The organism is Nonomuraea fuscirosea, from assembly GCF_003001935.1.
Classification (GTDB): domain Bacteria; phylum Actinomycetota; class Actinomycetes; order Streptosporangiales; family Streptosporangiaceae; genus Nonomuraea; species Nonomuraea fuscirosea.
This window is the reverse complement of sequence record NZ_PVNG01000004.1, coordinates 458,105-475,334: the sequence shown is the minus strand read 5'-3', so window position 1 is coordinate 475,334 and position 17,230 is coordinate 458,105. Positions and strand designations below refer to the sequence as shown.

At 71.5% G+C, this 17,230-nt stretch carries 18 protein-coding genes; 7 read left to right on the top strand and 11 right to left on the bottom strand.

The window, feature by feature from the left end; translation table 11 throughout:
* Positions 1-95 precede the first annotated feature (95 nt).
* On the top strand, positions 96-1,064 hold the full coding sequence (locus B0I32_RS12325; RefSeq protein WP_219911744.1) for an NADP-dependent oxidoreductase: 969 nt from the start codon (positions 96-98) through the stop codon (positions 1,062-1,064).
* 30 nt (positions 1,065-1,094) lie between these two features.
* On the opposite strand, the gene B0I32_RS12320 is transcribed toward B0I32_RS12325, so the two are convergent.
* The 3 genes from B0I32_RS12320 to B0I32_RS12310 all read right to left on the bottom strand — a co-directional run bounded on the left by B0I32_RS12320 (position 1,095) and on the right by B0I32_RS12310 (position 2,785).
* Positions 1,095-1,523: an ester cyclase gene (locus B0I32_RS12320; protein WP_106237944.1), complete on the bottom strand. Its 429-nt coding sequence runs from the start codon at positions 1,521-1,523 to the stop codon at positions 1,095-1,097.
* Between the two features lie 69 nt (positions 1,524-1,592).
* Positions 1,593-1,817, bottom strand: a complete 225-nt coding sequence (locus tag B0I32_RS58790; protein WP_219911743.1) for a hypothetical protein — start codon at positions 1,815-1,817, stop codon at positions 1,593-1,595.
* A gap of 11 nt (positions 1,818-1,828) precedes the next feature.
* Positions 1,829-2,785, bottom strand: a complete 957-nt coding sequence (locus B0I32_RS12310) for an aminoglycoside phosphotransferase family protein (protein ID WP_281262590.1) — start codon at positions 2,783-2,785, stop codon at positions 1,829-1,831.
* A gap of 616 nt (positions 2,786-3,401) precedes the next feature.
* Between B0I32_RS12310 and B0I32_RS12300 the strand changes: the two genes are divergently transcribed.
* Together B0I32_RS12300 and sigJ (B0I32_RS12295) are read left to right on the top strand one after the other, a co-directional pair.
* A complete protein-coding gene (locus B0I32_RS12300) occupies positions 3,402-4,157 on the top strand; it encodes an SDR family NAD(P)-dependent oxidoreductase (RefSeq protein WP_106237938.1) in 756 nt (251 codons plus the stop codon).
* A gap of 54 nt (positions 4,158-4,211) precedes the next feature.
* On the top strand, positions 4,212-5,171 hold the full coding sequence (gene sigJ / locus B0I32_RS12295) for an RNA polymerase sigma factor SigJ (protein WP_106238294.1): 960 nt from the start codon (positions 4,212-4,214) through the stop codon (positions 5,169-5,171).
* Positions 5,172-5,249: 78 nt separating this feature from the next.
* Here the strand turns inward: sigJ (B0I32_RS12295) and B0I32_RS12290 are convergent, their stop codons facing one another.
* Positions 5,250-5,843, bottom strand: coding sequence for an LGFP repeat-containing protein (locus tag B0I32_RS12290; RefSeq protein WP_106237935.1), 594 nt, complete (start codon positions 5,841-5,843; stop codon positions 5,250-5,252).
* Positions 5,844-6,062: 219 nt separating this feature from the next.
* Positions 6,063-6,668 carry a CAP domain-containing protein gene (locus tag B0I32_RS12285; protein WP_106237933.1) on the bottom strand — a complete coding sequence of 202 codons (606 nt, stop codon included), beginning with the start codon at positions 6,666-6,668 and terminating at the stop codon, positions 6,063-6,065.
* 115 nt (positions 6,669-6,783) lie between these two features.
* Here B0I32_RS12285 and B0I32_RS12280 point away from each other — a divergent pair, with 115 nt between their 5' ends.
* On the top strand, positions 6,784-7,323 hold the full coding sequence (locus B0I32_RS12280) for an LOG family protein (protein ID WP_106237931.1): 540 nt from the start codon (positions 6,784-6,786) through the stop codon (positions 7,321-7,323).
* A 134-nt stretch (positions 7,324-7,457) separates the two neighbouring features.
* Here B0I32_RS12280 and sigJ (B0I32_RS12275) read toward each other — a convergent pair whose 3' ends face one another.
* Positions 7,458-8,396: an RNA polymerase sigma factor SigJ gene (gene sigJ, locus B0I32_RS12275; RefSeq protein WP_106237929.1), complete on the bottom strand. Its 939-nt coding sequence runs from the start codon at positions 8,394-8,396 to the stop codon at positions 7,458-7,460.
* A 137-nt stretch (positions 8,397-8,533) separates the two neighbouring features.
* Between sigJ (B0I32_RS12275) and wrbA the strand changes: the two genes are divergently transcribed.
* Positions 8,534-9,142 carry an NAD(P)H:quinone oxidoreductase gene (gene wrbA / locus B0I32_RS12270; RefSeq protein ID WP_181307295.1) on the top strand — a complete coding sequence of 203 codons (609 nt, stop codon included), beginning with the start codon at positions 8,534-8,536 and terminating at the stop codon, positions 9,140-9,142.
* 509 nt (positions 9,143-9,651) lie between these two features.
* Here wrbA and B0I32_RS12265 read toward each other — a convergent pair.
* The 3 genes from B0I32_RS12265 to B0I32_RS12255 all read right to left on the bottom strand — a co-directional run bounded on the left by B0I32_RS12265 (position 9,652) and on the right by B0I32_RS12255 (position 11,580).
* Positions 9,652-10,017, bottom strand: a complete 366-nt coding sequence (locus B0I32_RS12265) for a hypothetical protein (protein ID WP_146178131.1) — start codon at positions 10,015-10,017, stop codon at positions 9,652-9,654.
* 131 nt (positions 10,018-10,148) lie between these two features.
* Positions 10,149-10,331 (bottom strand): hypothetical protein, encoded by a 183-nt coding sequence (locus tag B0I32_RS12260; RefSeq protein WP_106237925.1) that lies wholly within the window; start codon positions 10,329-10,331, stop codon positions 10,149-10,151.
* A gap of 337 nt (positions 10,332-10,668) precedes the next feature.
* On the bottom strand, positions 10,669-11,580 hold the full coding sequence (locus tag B0I32_RS12255; protein WP_106237923.1) for a TIGR03620 family F420-dependent LLM class oxidoreductase: 912 nt from the start codon (positions 11,578-11,580) through the stop codon (positions 10,669-10,671).
* A 520-nt stretch (positions 11,581-12,100) separates the two neighbouring features.
* On the opposite strand from B0I32_RS12255, the gene B0I32_RS12250 reads away from it, so the two are divergent.
* Positions 12,101-13,039: a LysR family transcriptional regulator gene (locus B0I32_RS12250; protein WP_106237920.1), complete on the top strand. Its 939-nt coding sequence runs from the start codon at positions 12,101-12,103 to the stop codon at positions 13,037-13,039.
* Positions 13,040-13,643: 604 nt separating this feature from the next.
* On the opposite strand, the gene B0I32_RS12245 is transcribed toward B0I32_RS12250, so the two are convergent.
* Entirely contained in the window at positions 13,644-15,089 is a 1,446-nt protein-coding gene (locus B0I32_RS12245; RefSeq protein WP_181307293.1) for an alpha/beta hydrolase, read from the bottom strand.
* 60 nt (positions 15,090-15,149) lie between these two features.
* Here B0I32_RS12245 and B0I32_RS57600 point away from each other — a divergent pair, with 60 nt between their 5' ends.
* On the top strand, positions 15,150-15,521 hold the full coding sequence (locus B0I32_RS57600; RefSeq protein WP_181307291.1) for a hypothetical protein: 372 nt from the start codon (positions 15,150-15,152) through the stop codon (positions 15,519-15,521).
* Positions 15,522-15,972: 451 nt separating this feature from the next.
* Here B0I32_RS57600 and B0I32_RS12240 read toward each other — a convergent pair whose 3' ends face one another.
* Positions 15,973-16,995: an NAD(P)/FAD-dependent oxidoreductase gene (locus tag B0I32_RS12240; protein ID WP_106237916.1), complete on the bottom strand. Its 1,023-nt coding sequence runs from the start codon at positions 16,993-16,995 to the stop codon at positions 15,973-15,975.
* Positions 16,996-17,230: the final 235 nt, after the last annotated feature.

Here is a 17,230-nt window from a genome sequence, read left to right as displayed (position 1 = left end):
GACGTGTCCGATGTCACACCGCGCCAGCTGATGTCACGACGCGACATCACTGTTAATGTGATGTCACGTCGAGACAACAGAAGGAGGGGGTCGCCATGACCGGCAGCCCGAGCGGAACGAGGATGCCCACGGTGCGGCGCATCCAATATCACCGCTTCGGCGGCCCCGAGGTCCTGCGGCTTGAGGACTTCGAGCCACCGCGACCAGGCCGGGACGAGGTGCTCGTCCGGGTGAAGGCGGCGGCCGCCAACGCGATGGACTGGAAGATGCGCAACGGCGAGATGCGCCTCATGACCGGCCGCGCCTTCCCGCGCGGGGTCGGCAACGACTTCGCGGGCGTCGTCGAGGCGGTCGGCGCGGACGTGACCAGGCTGAAGCCCGGCGATGAGGTGCTCGGCGGAACGAGTCTCAAAGGGGCGGGCGCGTTCGCCGAGCTGGTCCTCGCCTCGGAGCGGACGGTGGTGCGGAAGCCGGCGGAGCTGTCCTACGAGCAGGCCGCGGCGCTCCCGGTCGCCGGGGTCACCGCGTACCAGGCCATCCTCGGCAAGGGAAAGCTGCGACCCGGGCAGACCGTCTTCATCAACGGCTGCCTGGGCGGCGTCGGGCGGGCCGCCGCCCAGATCGCGCTGATGTCCGGCGCCTCGGTGGGAGGCAGCTGCCGGGCCACCGCCGTGAAGGAGGCCCGCGAGCTCGGCATCGACCCGATCGTCGAGTTCGGCTTCGACCCCGCACCGCTCGAAGGGCGCTTCGACCTGGTCTTCGACACCGCCGGCACGCTCTCCGCCACGGCCGCCCGGCTGCTGCTGAAGCCCGGTGGCCGCATCCTGGACATCGTCCCCACGCCGGTGAAGTTCGCGCGCAGCGCCCTGCCGGGGCCCTACAAGGTGCTGATCGCCGATCCCAGCACGAACGACCTCGACGTGGTGACCCACCTGGCCGCGCAGGGAGGGCTGCGGATTCCGATCGCCCGTACCGTGCCGCTCGCCGACGCGATCCCGGTGCTCACCGAGCTCGAACGCCACGGCACCCCCAAGAACGGCAAACTGATCGTCACCGCGGGCTGACCGCCGCATCGCTCGCGGCGCGCGGCCTGGTCAGGCCGGTATGGCGCCGAGCTGCTTCAACTGGGAGAAGACGTCGACGACCCCCCACAGCTCGGCGATCCTGCCGTCCTCGAAGCGGGCGATGAAGATCTCGCCGTACGTGACGGACCGGCCTGTCGGCTCCATGCCCCTGAACTCGCCCAGGTGGGTGCCGGTGACCGTGTTCCTGGAGACGACCTTGTCACCCTCGGCGATCACGTCCTCGACCGTGACGCGGATGTCGGGGAACGCGCGAAGGAGCACCTCCCACACCTGTTTCATCGCCTGCGGGCCCGTCGTCCCCATCGGCACCGGCGCGTGGAACAGCACGTCCGGCCGGACGAGGTTGTCGATCGCCTTCGCGATGAGCTCCGCGTCACCGCCGTTGACGACCTCGTGAAAGCGCTGGAACGTCGCTCTGTTGCTGTCTGACTGGGTCATCTGTCTTCTCCCTCAACGATGTCTCACCACTCCGACGAACCAGCGCCCTGGAATGTGACGCGTCCCGCCTCAGGCGCGACCGGGACGCGCGAACAACATCGCCCCGGGGACCTTCTCGTCGAGGTGAACCGTCAGCTGCGTCTCCACCGCGAACCCGGCGTCGCGCAGCAGGTCAGCGAACAGGGCCAGCGCCGCGCGCACGTACGGCCGCTCACCCACCGCCCCGCGCAACTGGTCGGCGCTGGATGCGACCGTGTCGTAGGAGGTGCGGGTGTCGGTCAGCCAGTCGTCCATGCGCCGAGACCTTAGCCGAGGAGGCTCCTCCCACGGCGGGTGCTGAGCCAGCGCAGGGAGGCGAGACCCAGGGCGACCATCATGTCCACCAGGCGGTGATCGGTTTTCGGTCCCGCCGAGGTGGCGGTGCGGAGGAGGAAGCCGGAGTGCGCCACCAGCACCGCGTCGATCTGAGCGGCGTCCAGGCCGCGGGTCAGCGGGTGACGCTCGGCGATGGGTTGCGGATCCAGGCCGCTGAGCGACACGCCCGACAGCAGTGTCACCAGGTCACCGTGCGCGGCGCCGACCCAGGCGTGCGGCCAATCGACGACGAAGACGCGCCGTCCGTACAACATGATGTTGAACGGGTACAGGTCGCCGTGCAGGAGAGTGCGGCCGGTGAGGGCGGGCGCGGCACGTTCCTCCAGCGCGGCCAGCTCGTCGAGATGCCGAGCCGCCCACGGGGAGATCACCGCAAGCTCCTCCCGCCCGGCGGCGGCCCGTTCCGAGGCGGCGCTCGTCGCGGCTGTTGCGGTGGCGTTCGCCAGGGTCGTCCAGCCTCCCAAACGTGGCCGGCCGAGCAGTCGTTCGTCCATCGGGGACGGCGTCAAGGCTTGGGTCAGGTCGGTCACGGCTGCCAGGGCGTGTTCCAGTTCGTCGGGCTGCCACGGCTGTGCGGGCAATCGTCCGGGGATGTCCTCGAAGACCAGCGCCACCCAGTCGCCGTCGTCGTACGCGTCCAGCAACCGAGGCGCCGGCACCGTCCGGGGCAGCGTCCGCGAGATCGCGATCTCCCTGCGGTGGAAGCCCGCCACCGCGGGCGCCGTACGGGAACTGGCGCCTTGACGAAGGCGCGGCCCCCGTCCGCCAGCCGCACCCGCGCGGCCAGCCCCTCGGAGAAGCCTCCCGGCTGACTGACCGCGCCGGTCACCCTGCTGCCGAGCAGCCGTTCTATTCCGGCGGCCACCTGCCAGGGCACCGCCGACCACGCGATTCTGCGGCCACCCGTGGCGGGCGGAAGCGCGCCGTGCATCGTGTTGTTTTCCGTTGCGCTCGTCATCGCGCCCCGCGCGTCCGGTGAATTCTCCACCCACACTCCTTCTGGTGACGACGCGCGGGGCGAGTGCGGGCTCGCGGCGGAATCCGTCAGGCACCGCCAACGGGGACTGGTTTCATACGCGGTGCGGAAACCGCCGCGGCCCGCGGCCTCGGCAGGCCGGTTGGTCTACCACCAGTTCCAGCCGCCGCCCCAGCCTCTGTCCCAGGGTCCGCCCCAGCCGCCCCACCAGCGCCTGCGACGGCGGCAACGACGACGACGCCAGCGGCGCCGCCCGCAGCCGCCTCCTTCGTGGAAGCCGCTCGATCCAGCCATCGTAGTCCTCCCCCCGGTGGTTACCACTTTCCAAATAGGACAATATCCCCGCAAATCGCATCAAACAGGGTTATATCCACTTATTTCGCTTAGCTTTGACGGGGAATTCACTACGTAAAGTCAGCTGCGTTCCCCCATCCGATGACCTTGCCGGCGGCCGGCCACGCCGCGCGCGCCCGTGTGAGCTCGCTCACACGGTGTCACAGCAGGACGCGGAGCCCGTCTTAGAGGGCATGACGAACACCGAACAGACCACGGAACACACCACGGCGCTGATCACCGGCGGCAACAAGGGACTCGGCCTCGAGACGGCCAGGCGGCTCGGCGAGCTGGGCTGGACGATCTTCCTCGGCTCGCGCGACGAGGAGCGCGGCAGGACGGCCGCCGCCAAACTGGCCGCGGACGGCGCGAACGTGATCATGGTGCCGCTGGACGTGACCTCGGACGAGTCCGTGGCCGAGGCCGTACGGCGCGTCCGCGAGCACACCGACCGGCTGGACGTGCTGGTCAACAACGCCGGCGCGCCCGGGAACGTGGTCAACCCCGCCGAGGCCACGGCCGACGAGCTCCACCCCGTCTACGACACCAACGTGTACGGCCCGGTCAGGGTCACCCACGCGTTCCTCCCCCTGCTCAGGGCGGCGGCCAACCCGCGGGTCGTGATGGTGTCCAGCGGCGGCGGCTCCTTCGCGGTCATGACGGACCCCGACCAGCCCGCCTCGAAGATGCACGAGCTCGCCTACAGCTCGTCCAAGGCGGCGCTGAACATGATCACCGTCCGGTACGCCCAGGCCCTCCCGGAGATCAAGTTCAACCTGCTCACCCCGGGAGAGGTCGCGAACCGCAAGTACACCGCGACCGACATGAACCATCACACCGGCCAGCTGACGGTCACCGAGGGCAGCGACCCGATCGTCAAGCTCGCCACGCTCGGCCCCGACGGGCCGAGCGGGATCTTCATCGACCGCCTCGGCCCCGTCGCCTGGTGAACGCCGCCCCGGATACCCTGCTTGACGTCGTACGGAAACGAGAAGGCCATGGAGATGAGCGGCGGTAGACCGGCCGGCGCACGGGAACCCCTGCCCGAGCCGGCGGACGAGACGGGCACGACCGCGTACCGGCCGCTGCTGTTCTCCATCGCCTACGGGATGACCGGGTCGGTGGGCGACGCGGAGGACATCGTGCAGGACGCGTTCCTCGGCCTGACCCGGGCGCGCCGAGCGGGCACCGTGATCGCGGACCTGAAGGCGTACCTGACGACGGCGGTGACACGGCTGGGCATCGACCATCTGCGGTCGGCGCGGGTGCGGCGGGAGACGTACGTGGGTGACTGGCTGCCCGAACCGGTCGTCGTGCCCGCCGACGGCCAGGGGCCGGCCGAGCGCGCCGAGCTGGCCGACTCGCTGTCGATGGCGTTCCTCGTGCTGCTGGAGTCGCTGTCGCCGGTGGAGCGGGCGGTGTTCATGTTGCGCGAGGTGTTCGGGTACGGCTACGAGGACGTGGCCAGGATCACCGGCAAGACCGAGGTGAACTGCCGCCAGATCTTCGCCCGCGCCAGGCAGCACATCTCCGCCGGGCGCAAGGTGCGCGGCGGCCCCGCGCAGCGGGCTGCGGGCGAGGAGCTGGCCCGCAGGTTCTTCGAGGCGGCCGCAGGCGGCGACATGGACGCGCTGCTCGGCCTGCTAGCGCCGGACGTGGTACTGCACGGCGACGGGGGCGGCAAGGCGCCGTCGATCGGGAACCCGGCGGCGGGGTCGGTGCGCGCCGCGCGGATGCTGGTGGCGGGGCTGCGCCGGGCCAGGAAGCTCGGCGTCCTGCCCCGGCTGGCCTGGGTCAACGGGCGGCCGGGCGCGGTGCTGTACGACGGGGACGGACGGGTGGCGGCCGTGGTCGAGCTCGACGTCGCCGACGGCGTGGTGCAGGCCATCCATTCGGTGGCCAACCCCGACAAGCTCGGCCACATCGGGCCGGTGTCCGACGTCGGGCTGCTGGGGGGTACGTGAGGGTTCCGGGCGGGTGGCGGTCCTTGCGGCTCGCGCTCTTACCCGACGGGCCCGGGAGGGGCGGGCCCGAGGGGGTCATCAGTAGGGGGCCTTGACGGAGGTGGCGATGCTCCAGGGGCCGCAGTCGGAGCTGAAGGTGCCGCGGTCGCAGCCCTGCACGATGAAGGCGGCCTTGAGGACTCCGCCGTGACCGTTGGAGGTCATGCAGACGCCGTCCTGGCAGCTGGGGTTGACCGCGTACACGCCGCTCCACGGGGTCAGCCTGCCGACCTTCACCTGCGTGGTCTTGCCGCCGTTGATGCTCCAGCGGACGTTGAAGAAGTCCCAGTCGCGACCGAGACCGCTCCAGCGGAAGACGGCCTTGCCGCCCGCGTAGTAGGCGCGGACCAGGGCGCCGCCGCCCAGGTTGGGCGACCAGACGATCTTGCCGTTGCGGAAGGCCTGGTACGAGCCGCGCTTGCCGGCGTAGCCGTACTCCTTGGTGGTCGGGCAGCCGTAGACGCTGCGCTCGCCGCCGTTGGAGCGCCACAGGTCGCCGACGAGGCTGCCGGCGGGCGCGATCAGGGCGGGGTTGCAGGCCGTGGCGTTCGCCGGAGCGGCGGTGACGGCGACGGCCGTGGCCGCCGTTCCGAGAGCGGTGAGGAGGCCGAGGAAGGCACGGGAGCGCGACATCGGATTGATCCTTTCGTAGTGGCGACGTCACTATGTGTAAGCCGGACCGCTTGCATCGAGGCGACAGGAGTTTGCGCCGTGCTTGCCATCCGCTTTCCGCCGGACCGGACTCGCGGGCCGGCGGGATCATCAACGCCGGCCGGATCGTCTACACCGGCCGGGGCCTTCGCGCCAGCCGGGGTTCCAGCGCCGGCGAGGTTGTGGGTGCCGGCGGAGGTCTCAGCGCTGGCAGCGGCCGAAGTCGACCACGTACGTGCCGCCGCCAGGCGAGCCCGCGCCCGCCGGGTCCGCCGATCCGACCGCGACACCCACGCCGAGGTCCTTCAGGGTCGGGCTGAGCACGATCTGCCGGTGCCCGTACGTGCTGACGTGCACCCACCAGCGCACGGCGGCCCGCGGCGTGCCCGCTCCGGTGCCCCAGCCGGTGTAGGTGGTCTCGGCGTAGGCCCAGGAGACGGGGTTCGGGCAGTAGCCCGCGGCCGTGATGCGGCTGCCCGGCGTGGAGCCGGTCTGCGGGTTGCGGTGCGAGTCGGCGCCCGGCCCCCACCACTTGATCGAGGCGGCGGCAGCGGCGTGCGAGACCGCCGCGTTGGTGAGCGGGGTGTTGACGGTCAGCGGGCCGAGCCCGACCGCGGCGCGCTCGGCGTCGATCAGGCAGTGCACCGCCTGGCGGAACATGGCGAGGTTGGCGCTGGTGGGGGCGCTGTCGTAGTACGCCGACGCGGCGGCGCAGTTGGGCGCCGCGACGGCGGGCGCGCTCAAGGCCGGCAGGACGCCCAGGGCGACGACGCCGGCGGCACCGAGAAGGCTGAGGGTGCGATTCACCGCGATCTCCTTGACTGGGGATGAACGTCCTCCAGTGATAAGGCGGCGACCCCGGTCAGGGCATGAGTAGGTACGCCCTACTCAGGCCGGGAACGCACCTCGTACGGTGGAGCGCATGAACATCTGTGTCTTCCTTTCCGCCGCCGACCTGTCCGAGACCTACACCCGCCCCGCCCGCGAGTTCGCCGAGCTGATCGGCAGGGGCGGGCACACGCTGGTGTGGGGTGGTTCGGACGTGGGCCTGATGAAGGTGATGGCGGACGGCGTGCACGCGGCGGGCGGGCTGCTGATGGGCGTGTCGGTGGACTTCCTGGCCGCCAAGGCGCGCCGCGGCGTGGACGACATGGTGATCGCGGCCGATCTCGGCGAGCGCAAGCGGCTGCTGCTGGAGAAGGCCGACGCCGTGGTGATCATGGTGGGCGGGACGGGCACGCTGGACGAGGCCACCGAGATCCTGGAGCTGAAGAAGCACGGCCGCACGGACAAGCCGGTCGTGCTGCTGAACACGGCGGGTTTCTACGACGGGCTCAAGCAGCAGTTCCAGCGGATGGAGGACGAGGGCTTCCTGCCGCGCCCCCTCACCGACCTGGTCTTCTTCGCCGAGGAGCCGGTGGGGGCGATGGCCTATCTGGAGGAGTCGTCCGGCGTGCGCTGACCACCGGCGCGAGAACCCCCTGCGCTGACCACCGGCGATCCCGCCGAGATCCTGCCGAGATCCCGCCGAGGAGAGGACGGGGAGCCGACGCGGATCGGCGGCCCGCATCAGCCCTCCGACCGGCGGCACCCGCGTCAGCTCGCCGTCCACGGCCGCAGTTTGTCCGGGTTGAGCACGGCCCAGATGTGGGTGATCCGGTCGTCGGCGACGTCGAACGCCATCACCGACACGGCGAGGCCGTCCTGCTCGGCCACCAGCCCCGGCCGGCCGTTCACCGTGCACTCCGAGATCACCAGATCGGGCAGCGCGCCGGCCCGGTCGGCGAAGAAGCGGGCGACCGGCTCGGCGCCGCGGACCGGATGCGGGGCCGCGGTGACGAGCCCGCCGCCGTCGCCTGTGGCCGTGACATCGGGGGCGAGCACGCCGATGAGGGCGGCGATGTCCTTTTTCTCCCAGGCCTGCTTGAAGGCTCGGACGAGGCCGGCGTGCCGGTCGGCGGGCGGCGCGGGAGTCTGCGCGTGGCGGACGCGGCGACGGGCGGAGGTGGCCAGCTGACGGCAGGCGGCCGGAGTGCGGCCGACGATCTCGGCCACCTCGGCGAAGGGATAGCCGAAGACGTCGTGCAGCACGAACGCGACCCGTTCCGCCGGGGTCATCGATTCGAGCACGACGAGGAAGGCCATGGTGATCGACTCGTCGAGGGTGACCCGATCGGCCGGATCGGGCGGGACGCCGCCGGGCCGTCCGCCGACCAGTTCGCCGTGGTCGGGCAGCGGCTCGGGGATCCACTCCCCCACGTACCGTTCGCGCCGCGCCCGGGCCGAGCCGAGCACGTCCAGACAGATCCGGCCGGCCACCCGGGTCAGCCAGGCGGCCGGCGAGTCGATGGCCTCCCGCTGCCGCGGCGACATGGCGTACCAGCGGGCGTACGTCTCCTGCACGACGTCCTCGGCGTCGGCCAGCGAGCCCAGCAACCGGTAACCGAGTCCGATCAGCTGGCGGCGCTCGCTCATGAGCGCACTCAGGTCGGGGTCGGGCCGTCCGTCGTCCGGTGGTGCGGATGGATGGGTCATGGTGTCGCCGGATTCCTTCTCTCTCACCCTCGTACGACGACGCGTCGCGCCGGAATGTGAGGCCGGCGGGTCACCTCACATCACGCGGGGCTGTGTCGTCGTACCGGCGGGAATCGCTGAAGGAAGGACACATCATCATGGAACCCGTGAACGTCGCGGTCATCTACTACAGTGCCACAGGCCGCGTCCACGCCCTGGCCCGGGCCGTCGCCGAGGGCGCCGAGAAGGCCGGTGCGAACGTACGGCTGCGCAAGGTCGCGGAGTCGGCCCCGCCGGAGGCGGTCGGCTCCAGCCCCGAATGGGCGGCGCACCTGCGGGAGACCGCGGACGTGGCCGAGGCCGGTCACGACGACCTGCTCTGGGCCGACGCGGTGCTGTTCGGCACGCCCACCCGCTTCGGCAACCCGGCCAGCCAGCTGAGGGCCTTCATCGAGACCACGGGGCCCCTGTGGTTCCAGGGCAAGCTCGCCGACAAGGTGTACTCGGCCTTCACCGCCGCCAACACCGCCCACGGCGGGCACGAGTCGACCATCCTGGCGCTGGGGAACACGTTCTACCACTGGGGCGGCGTCATCGTGCCACCCGGCTACACCGATCCCGTCCAGTTCGAAACGGGCAATCCGTACGGGACCTCGCACGTGGCGGGGAACGGGATGCCCAGCGAGGTCACCCTCCAGGCAGCCCGCCACCAGGCCCGCCGCGTCGTCGACACCACAGCCCGCCTCAAGGCAGGCCGCGCCGCCTGATCCCACACCGCCCAGGCGGGCGCGGGACCACACGGCGCCCGCCCAGGCGGTGGTCGCCCAGACCGCTCCCGCCTGGACGACCACCGTGCCTGGGCGGGCGCGGGCGGCAGCGACGGCACGCCGCAGTGAGCCGGACCTATCCGCCGCAGTGAGCCGAGATGGCCCACCTGGTCGGGCGGGATCGAACGCTTGACGCGATAGCCCAGCAGGCTCGGCACGATGACCCAGCAGAGGCCACCCACCTACACCACTGCGTGGGGACATGACCCCAGCAGGCCCGGCACAATGGCCCAACAAGCGCCACGATGACCCAGCGAGCTCGGCACGATGCCCTAGCAGGCCCGGTGTGGTGAACAGCAGGTCCGGCGCCGTAACCCAGCAAGCTCGGCGCGATGGCCCCGCAGGCCCGGCGCGATGGCCCCGTAAGCCCGGCGCGATGGCCCCGTAAGCCCGCCATAACCCAGCAAGCACGGTGTGGTGACTTAGCAGGCCCGGAGTGGGGTGGGCCGTCAGGCGATACCCCAACGCCATCCGGTACAGCGGTCCCTCCCCCTCTGGTACCAGCACACCTGTATGCCGACGCTCTGCCCCTCACGGAAGTCACGCCTGATCCACCGCTCCCCGCACCAGCGGTGCGGCTGCCCCTTCCGCGCCAGGTGATAGCGACTCTTCCGCGCGCCGTCGCGTACCTCCAGATAGCCCTGGATGTGACCGAAGAACCCGTTCTGACGGGAGCAGTCCAGCACCAGTTGGAGCCGTTCGACGGCGCCTTGGTGGTGGAACGCGCCGTAGACGAGCGGCCGGGGTGAGCCCTCCACGAGCCGGGCGGAGACATTCTGGCCCGCCCAGGCGGGGGTCGCGGTACTCAGGATCATGGTGATCCCGGCAGCCAGCGTGACGGCGGACGTCGTGAGACTGTTCATGATCGGGCGGCGGGCCTGCTCATCGCTGATTCACGCTGCCCGGCCCGTTCCTCCGCTTCGGACATCGCACGTAGCCACCAGCCTCACTCAGTCGGCAGCGCGGCTTCCATGGCGAAATACACAGTCCCGCCGGATTCTCCGACCCCCGCCGCCACCGTCGCAAAGCCCGATCCACCGAGCCAAGCCAGCTTCCCGGAGCCCGATCCGCCGACCGTGTCGGCGTGGTGCATACTGATCCGCCGAGCCGCATCGCCGATGCTGGGCACCCGATCCTCCAAGCCAAGCCAGCGTCGCGGAGCCCAGTTCCCCAAGCAAGACAGCGTCGCAGCACCCGACCTGCCGAGCGCGCCGACGTCACAGGGCCCAATCCGCCGAACCACATCGCCGACCGTGGGGCGCCCGATCCTCAGAGCCGTACCAGCGTCACGAAGCCCGGTCCCCAAGCAGAACAGCCTCGCGACACCCGACCCTCCGAGCGCGCCGACGTCACAGGGCCCAATCCGCCGAGCCATGTCGCCGCTCGTGGCGCCGGGTTCTCAGAGCCGTGCCGGCGTTGTGGCGCTTCGCAGTTTGGGCACTCCGGTGTCGGATTGGCAGGGCCGGTCAGTGGAGGTCGCGCAGGGCCGGGGCGAGCCCCTCGGCCTGGTCGACGCCGGTCGCGAAGTCGGTGCCGATCGGTGGCAGGAGCGCCACGTGGTCCGCGCCGGCGGCCAGGTGCTCGCCTGCCTTGGCCGCGATCGCCGCCGGTTCGCCGTGCGCGATCATCGTGTCCACCAGCCGGTCACTCACCTCGGCGATCTCCTGCTCGGAGAAGCCGAGCCGGGCCACGGCGGCCGCGAACCACGGCTGGGCGAGGCCGGCCGACACCCGCTCCCGCGCACCCTGCCTGGCCCGGGCCGGGTCACTGCCGGGCACCATGGTGAGCCCGACGACGAGCAGCTTGTCCGGGCCGAGCACCTGCCGGGCCTGCGCGGTGAACGCGGGCGGTCCCCCGGCGGGCAGGGCGCCGTCGGCGAGCTCGCCGGCCAGCGCGAGCATCTTCGGGCCGTTCGCGGCGATGATCCGCGGGTACGGCGCGGGCGGCATGGTTGGCCCGTCCATCCGGTCGAGATAGTCGCGCATCTTGCTCAGCGGGCTGCCGAATTCACGCCCGGTGGCGGCGGCCTGCTGCGGGTAGCCGCCGCCGATGCCCAGCACGAACCGGCCGGGATAAGCCTGAGCCAGCACGGAGGCCGCGCCGTGCAGGGTCTCCGGCTCCCTGGCCCAGACGTTGGCGATGCCGGTGCCGAACACCGTCCGCCGGGTGGCGGCCAGCAGCACGGCGAGTTGCACGAGGGCGTCCTTGCCGCCGACGGTCTCGTTGGTCCAGACGGTGCGGTAGCCGGCGGATTCCAGTCGGACGACGGCCGCGCGCTGCCCGTCAATGTCGATCGGGCTGGTGAGCGAGGCCGCCAGAGCGATGCCGACCGGCCCCAGGGCCCGGCGGGCCGCGTCGACGACAGCGGTGTTCCCCATGAAGATCCTCCGAACTACTCAGCGTGTACGTCCCGGCCAGCGCACAGCCGTTGAACACATCCCGCAAAACGCATCGCGTTGGACGCACCCCGTTCGGCGCACCCCGTTCGGCGCACCCCGTTCGACGTGCCCCGTTCGGCGCACCCCGTTCGGCGCACCCCGTTCGACGTGCCCCGTTCGGCGCACCCCGTTCGGCGTGCCCCGTTCGGCCCACCTCGTTGGGCGCACCCTGCCGCGTACCTCGTTCGACGTTGCCCCGTTGGACGTGCCGTTGGACGCACCTCATCCGACGTGCCCCGCTCGACGCACCCGCTGGACGTGCCCTGTTCGACGTGCCCTGTTCGACGCGTGCGGAGAGGAGGGCCCGAGGGGCCGTCCGGCGGTGTCCGGCTGGTGTTTCCAGCTTGTGGCCGAATGGTGCTTCCGGTCCAATGAACGTTCCGCAAGGGGCATCCCGATTCATGCATCACCGCAGCCAGCGGCGTCTGGAGGGTGGCAGGCGGGGATATACGCTGATCTCATGCCCGACGCGCCGCGCCCCCCGGAGGACCTCGATCTGCGGCTGGTGCGGGCCTTCACCGTCGTCGCCGGGCACCGGCACTTCGGCCGGGCCGCCGCCGACCTGCACCTCACCCAGTCCTCGCTGAGCCGGCAGATCGGCCGTCTCGAACAGCAGGTGGGCGCCCGGCTGCTCGACCGTACCCCGCAGGGCACCCGGCTCACCGAGGCCGGGGAGGTGTTCCTGCCGCTCGCGGCCGCGCTGCTGCGCTCCGCCGAGCGGGCCACGGCGTCCGCGCGGGCCGCCGCGCGGCCCAGCCGGATCGTCGTCGGCTACATCGGCAACCTGACGGTCGCCCCGGCGGTGCGCGACCTGCGCCACCGGCATCCCGACGCCGAGGTACGCATCCTCCACCTGCACTGCAAGGAGCCCCGCGCCGCGCTGCTCGACCACCGGGTCGACGTGGCGCTCGCCCGCCTGCCGTTCTCCACCGACGGGCTGCACGTCACGGTGCTCTACGACGAGCCCAGGGTGCTGCTCGTACCCGCGAATCACCGCCTGGCGGGGAAGGAGGCGGTCACCCTCGACGACATCGCCGACGAGCCCATCCCCCGGGCACCTGACTTCGACCCCGCCTGGAACGCCTTCTGGCGCGCCGACCCCCGGCCGGACGGGAGCGCGGCGCCCGACGGTCCGCTCATCCAGCAGGACGAGGACAAGCTGGAACTCGTCGCCGGCGGGCAGGCCGTGCTCATCGTCCCGGGCGGCGCCGTCGTGAGCGGCCTGCGCTCCGATCTCACCACAGTGCCGCTGGAGGGAGTGGAGCCGAGCCAGGTGGTGCTGGCCACCCGCGCCGGCGACCGCAGCCGCCTGGTGGCGGCCTTCCGCCGCAGCGCCGAAACCCACCTCACCGGTACGACCGGACCCATCGCGAGTCCGGTAGGTCCCATCTCCGATTAAAGCTAGATCCACCGCCGGTCCCGCCGATCCCGCCGCCGGTGAGGCCGGTCCCACCGCCAATCCGATCGACCCCGCCAACGGTGGGGCCAGACCCGCTACCGGTCCGGCCGATCCCACTGATGGTGGAGCCATACCCCTTGCTGGCCCGGCGGTTCCGGCACCAATGCGACCGATCCCGCCGCCGGTGCGGCCGGACCCACAAACGCTGGGACCAGACCAGCCGCCGGCCCGGCCAAACCCCCCTGGCGCTGGGCCAGACCCTACGCTGTCCGGCCGGTCCTGTCGCCAGTCCGGCCGGTCTCGTCGACGCCGGAGCCAGACCCACCACCAGCCCGACCGACGCCGGAGCCAAACCCTCGCTTGCTCAGCCGGTTCCGCCGCCGATGCGACCGATCCCGCCGCCGGTACGGCCAGACCCACCGACGCTGGAACAGACCTGCCGCCAGCCCGACTCGACCCACCGACGTCAGAGCCGGGCCCCTCGCTGCCCGCCGGTTCCGTCTCCGGGGGCGGTCTCGGCACTGGGGTGGACGAGGCCGTGAGGCGCCCCGGCTGAGGGGCGGGTGGTGTTGTCCGGCGGAGCTTCGGCCCGGGCGTTGCTTGTTCAGAGCTTGCAGCGGGTCCCTGCGGCCGGGACTTCGAGGTCGATGAGGTACGCGGCCACGACCTTGCCCACGCAGGCGTTGCCGGCCAGGAGGGCGCCGTGCTGGTCGCCCTCGACCGTGAGCAGGCCGCCGCCCAGCGCCTTGGCCAGGTTGACGCCGCCCTGGTGGGGCGTGATGGGGTCGTTCGTGACGGAGACCGTCAGTGTGCCGGGCAGGCCCTTGATGTTCGTGGCGTACGGGTAGCCGAGCGTCGGCTTGACGGGCCAGTGCTCGCAGCCGTCACGCGCCTGCTTGATCGTACGGCCGTGGTCGGTGAACGGGGCCGCCTTGAACCATGCCCGGTTCATCGCGGTCTCCTGCTCAGGCGTGTGGCGTTCCTCGTCCAGGCAGTTGATCACCAGGGTGGCCTCCAGCGAGCGGCTGTAATGGCCGTCGGCGCCGCGCTCGTGGTAGCCGTCGCGCAGTTTCTGCAGGGTGTCGCCCTTGCCGGCCTTGAGTTCCGCCATGCCGGCGATCGCGGCGGGCCAGGCGGCCGGGCCGTACATCGCCGCCGTCATCCCCTCGACCGCCTGCTCGAACGTCAGCCCGCGCCCGTCGGACGTCCGCGCCGGCTTGTCGATCAGCGGCCGGACGAGTCGCTGGAACGCCTGGGTGGCGCGCTTCGGGTCGGTGCCGAGCGGGCAGTCCGGCCGGGTGGCGCACGACGCGGCCATGCGCTCGAACGAACGCTGCATGCCGGTGGCCTGCTGGACGCGCCGCTCGTACGTGTCCGCCAGCGGGTCCATCGCCCCGTCGAGCACCAGCGCGCGGACGTTGCGCGGGAACATCTCCGCGTACACGGCGCCGAGCCGGGTGCCGTAACTGGTGCCCGCGAAGGAGAGCTTCGCGTCGCCCAGGGCCTGGCGCAGCACGTCCATGTCACGGGCGACGTCGCGGGTGCCGACGTGCGCGATCACCTGCTTGCCACCGGAACGTGCGGCGCACTGCTCGACCAGCCGGCGTGTCTCCCGCTCGGTCCAGTCGTCCAGGCCGGCCGGGGTCGAGGAGAGCTTCGCGCCGTGGTCGCGCTGGGCGTCGGTGTAGCAGTCGAGCGCCGGCTTGGAGCCGCCGACGCCGCGCGGGTCGAACCCGACCAGGTCGAAACGCTCGGTGATCGGCGATTTCGCCCATATGGCGGCGGTCAGGGCGGCGTGCGTGGTGCCGGGGAAGCCGGGACCGCCGGGGTTCAGCACGAGCGACCCGATCCGATCCCCGCCACGCGCGGGTACGCGCAGCAGCGCGGTCTCCGCCTGCCGGCCCTTCGGTTTCCGGTAGTCGAGCGGCACCTTGAGTCGCGCGCACTCGGTTCTCACGACCGGCGCGCCGGGTGGCAGCTTGGGCGGATCGCACGGCTTGAAGACCAGTTTCTGCTGGTAGAACCGCGCCAGGCCGGCGCTCCGGGCCACATCCCGCCGGCCGGCCTGCCTGGACCGAACGGCTCGACCAGTTTGGCTGGACTGCACGGCTTGATCAGCCTGGCTGGACTGCACGACTTCACCAGCCTGGCCGGCCCGACTGACTCGTCCGGCCAGAGCTACTTGCCCGACCATATTGGCCTGGCCGACCTGACTGACTTGGCCGGCCAGAGCGACTTGGGCAGCCTGACCGACTTGCCCGGTCTGGTCGGCTTGGGCAGTCTTATCGACTTGGCCGGTCTGGGCGGCGATGGCTGGGACGGTGAGCCCGTCCGAAGCCACGGCCTGCCGGCCGTTCGGCGTGCTCTGACCGGACGCCGGGGTGGCGTAGGCGCCGAGGAGCAGCGTCAACGCTGCGGCGCCCAGGGCGGCAGCCGGTTTCCTGCGATATGGCATGCGTTTTCTCCTGTTGCCGGAGGATGATGGCCGACGGGGACGAGTCCTGACGCGCGTCCGGACATGTCCGGTGGGCTCATGGCCGTTCCGAACTGCTCGGCCACGGACAGCCGACCGGCGCGCTCCCGACGGAACGGCAAGGTCGTACGCCTCCCCGAACCGCACCCCCCTGCGTCGATCTCGGGGGCGAACCCGCGTCGAACTCGGCGTCGGCTTGGGTACAGCCAAAACCATGACGTCGCGTCCAAGTCAACGCGCGTCAGGCGGCAGGCAACACGAGCTGTCCGTCGGCGAACGAACCGGCGAACGAGTCGACGAACGAAGGGTCCACGGAGAAGTCGACGAGCGATGGACCCATGGACGAAGCAGCGCTCGCGCCGACGAAGGAAGCGGCGGACGTATCAGCGAACGGATCGGCGGGCGTAACGGGGAGAACGGCGGACGTATCGAGGGTCGGCCGGGGTCGTCGCCGGAGGGGTCAGTGGAAGCGGTCCGGGCGGCAGCCGGCGAGTTCGGGGGCCTGCGCCCCGGTGAGGATTTCGGTGGCGGCCAGGCGGCCGGCCGCGGCGGCCAGGGTGATCGCCGAGTGCATGACGGCGACGTACAGGCCATGAGTGCCGGCGGGGCGGCCGATGATCGGTTCCTCGTCGGCGGGCATCGGCCGCCAGCCGATCTCGGCGGAGAGGACCTTCGTGTCGTCCGCCCCGGCGAAACAGGCGGCGAAGCGGTCGCGGACCCGCTGGGCGGTGGCGAGGAGCGCCGCCTGGTCGGTCTCGCCGTTGTACGCCACGGGCATGAGCACCGTACCGTCGTCGAGCTGCCGGGCCTCCAGCGACGACGTCGCGACGATCGTCCGGACCAGGCCCGGCGCCGCACTCAGCCGGACGAGTACTGCCGGCGACGGTGCGACGGGCAGGGGGACGCCGATACCGGAGCACAGGGCGACCGTGCCCGTGCCGGCGGCCAGGACGACGGTCTCGGCGGGCAGGAGCCCGGCGGTGGTACGGACGCCGTTCACCGTGCCCGCCCGATGGTCGAGGGCGGTGGCCGGCACTCCCGTCAGCACCCGTACGCCCCGGTCACGCGCGGCGGCGACCAGCAGCTCGGTCGTCGCGACCGGGTCGAACGCGGCGTCCTCCGGGTGGTGGACGGCCGCGGCCGGAGGGTCGAGCAGGTGCGGTTCGAGCGCTCCGACGTCGTCGATGCGCGGCCCCGTTCCGTCGAAGCCGTCCCAGGTGATGGAGCCCGTCCAGCGGATCGACAGTTCGGGAAGCTCCTTCTCCAGCCGCCGGTACTCCTCCAGCGCGAGGTAACGCAGCGGCGCCGAGGGCAGGTCGCTGACGGCCGGCCGGCCGATCCAGGCGAAGGAGGCGCGGGTGGCGCCCGAAGCGGGCAGGCCCGCGTCGATCAGCGTGACGGGCCGGCCGCCTCCGGACAGGTGGTACGCCAGGGACGCCCCGACGATGCCGGCTCCGACCACCACGATTCCGCGATCCGTCATTCCAGCGTTCTAGCAGTCGACGCCGTCCCCGCGAAACCGTATTTTTCGCCGCGAGAGGTGATATGTCGGTCCCACTGAGCCACTGAGCCACTGAGCCACTGAGCCACTGAGCCACTGAGCCACTGAGCGATTCAGCCTGTTGGGCAGTTCGGCCCGTTGAGCAAGTCGGCCTGCTGAGCGCCGGGCCTCGATCGTCTCGCGTCTCGGTCGCCTCACGACTCGATCACCTGGTCTC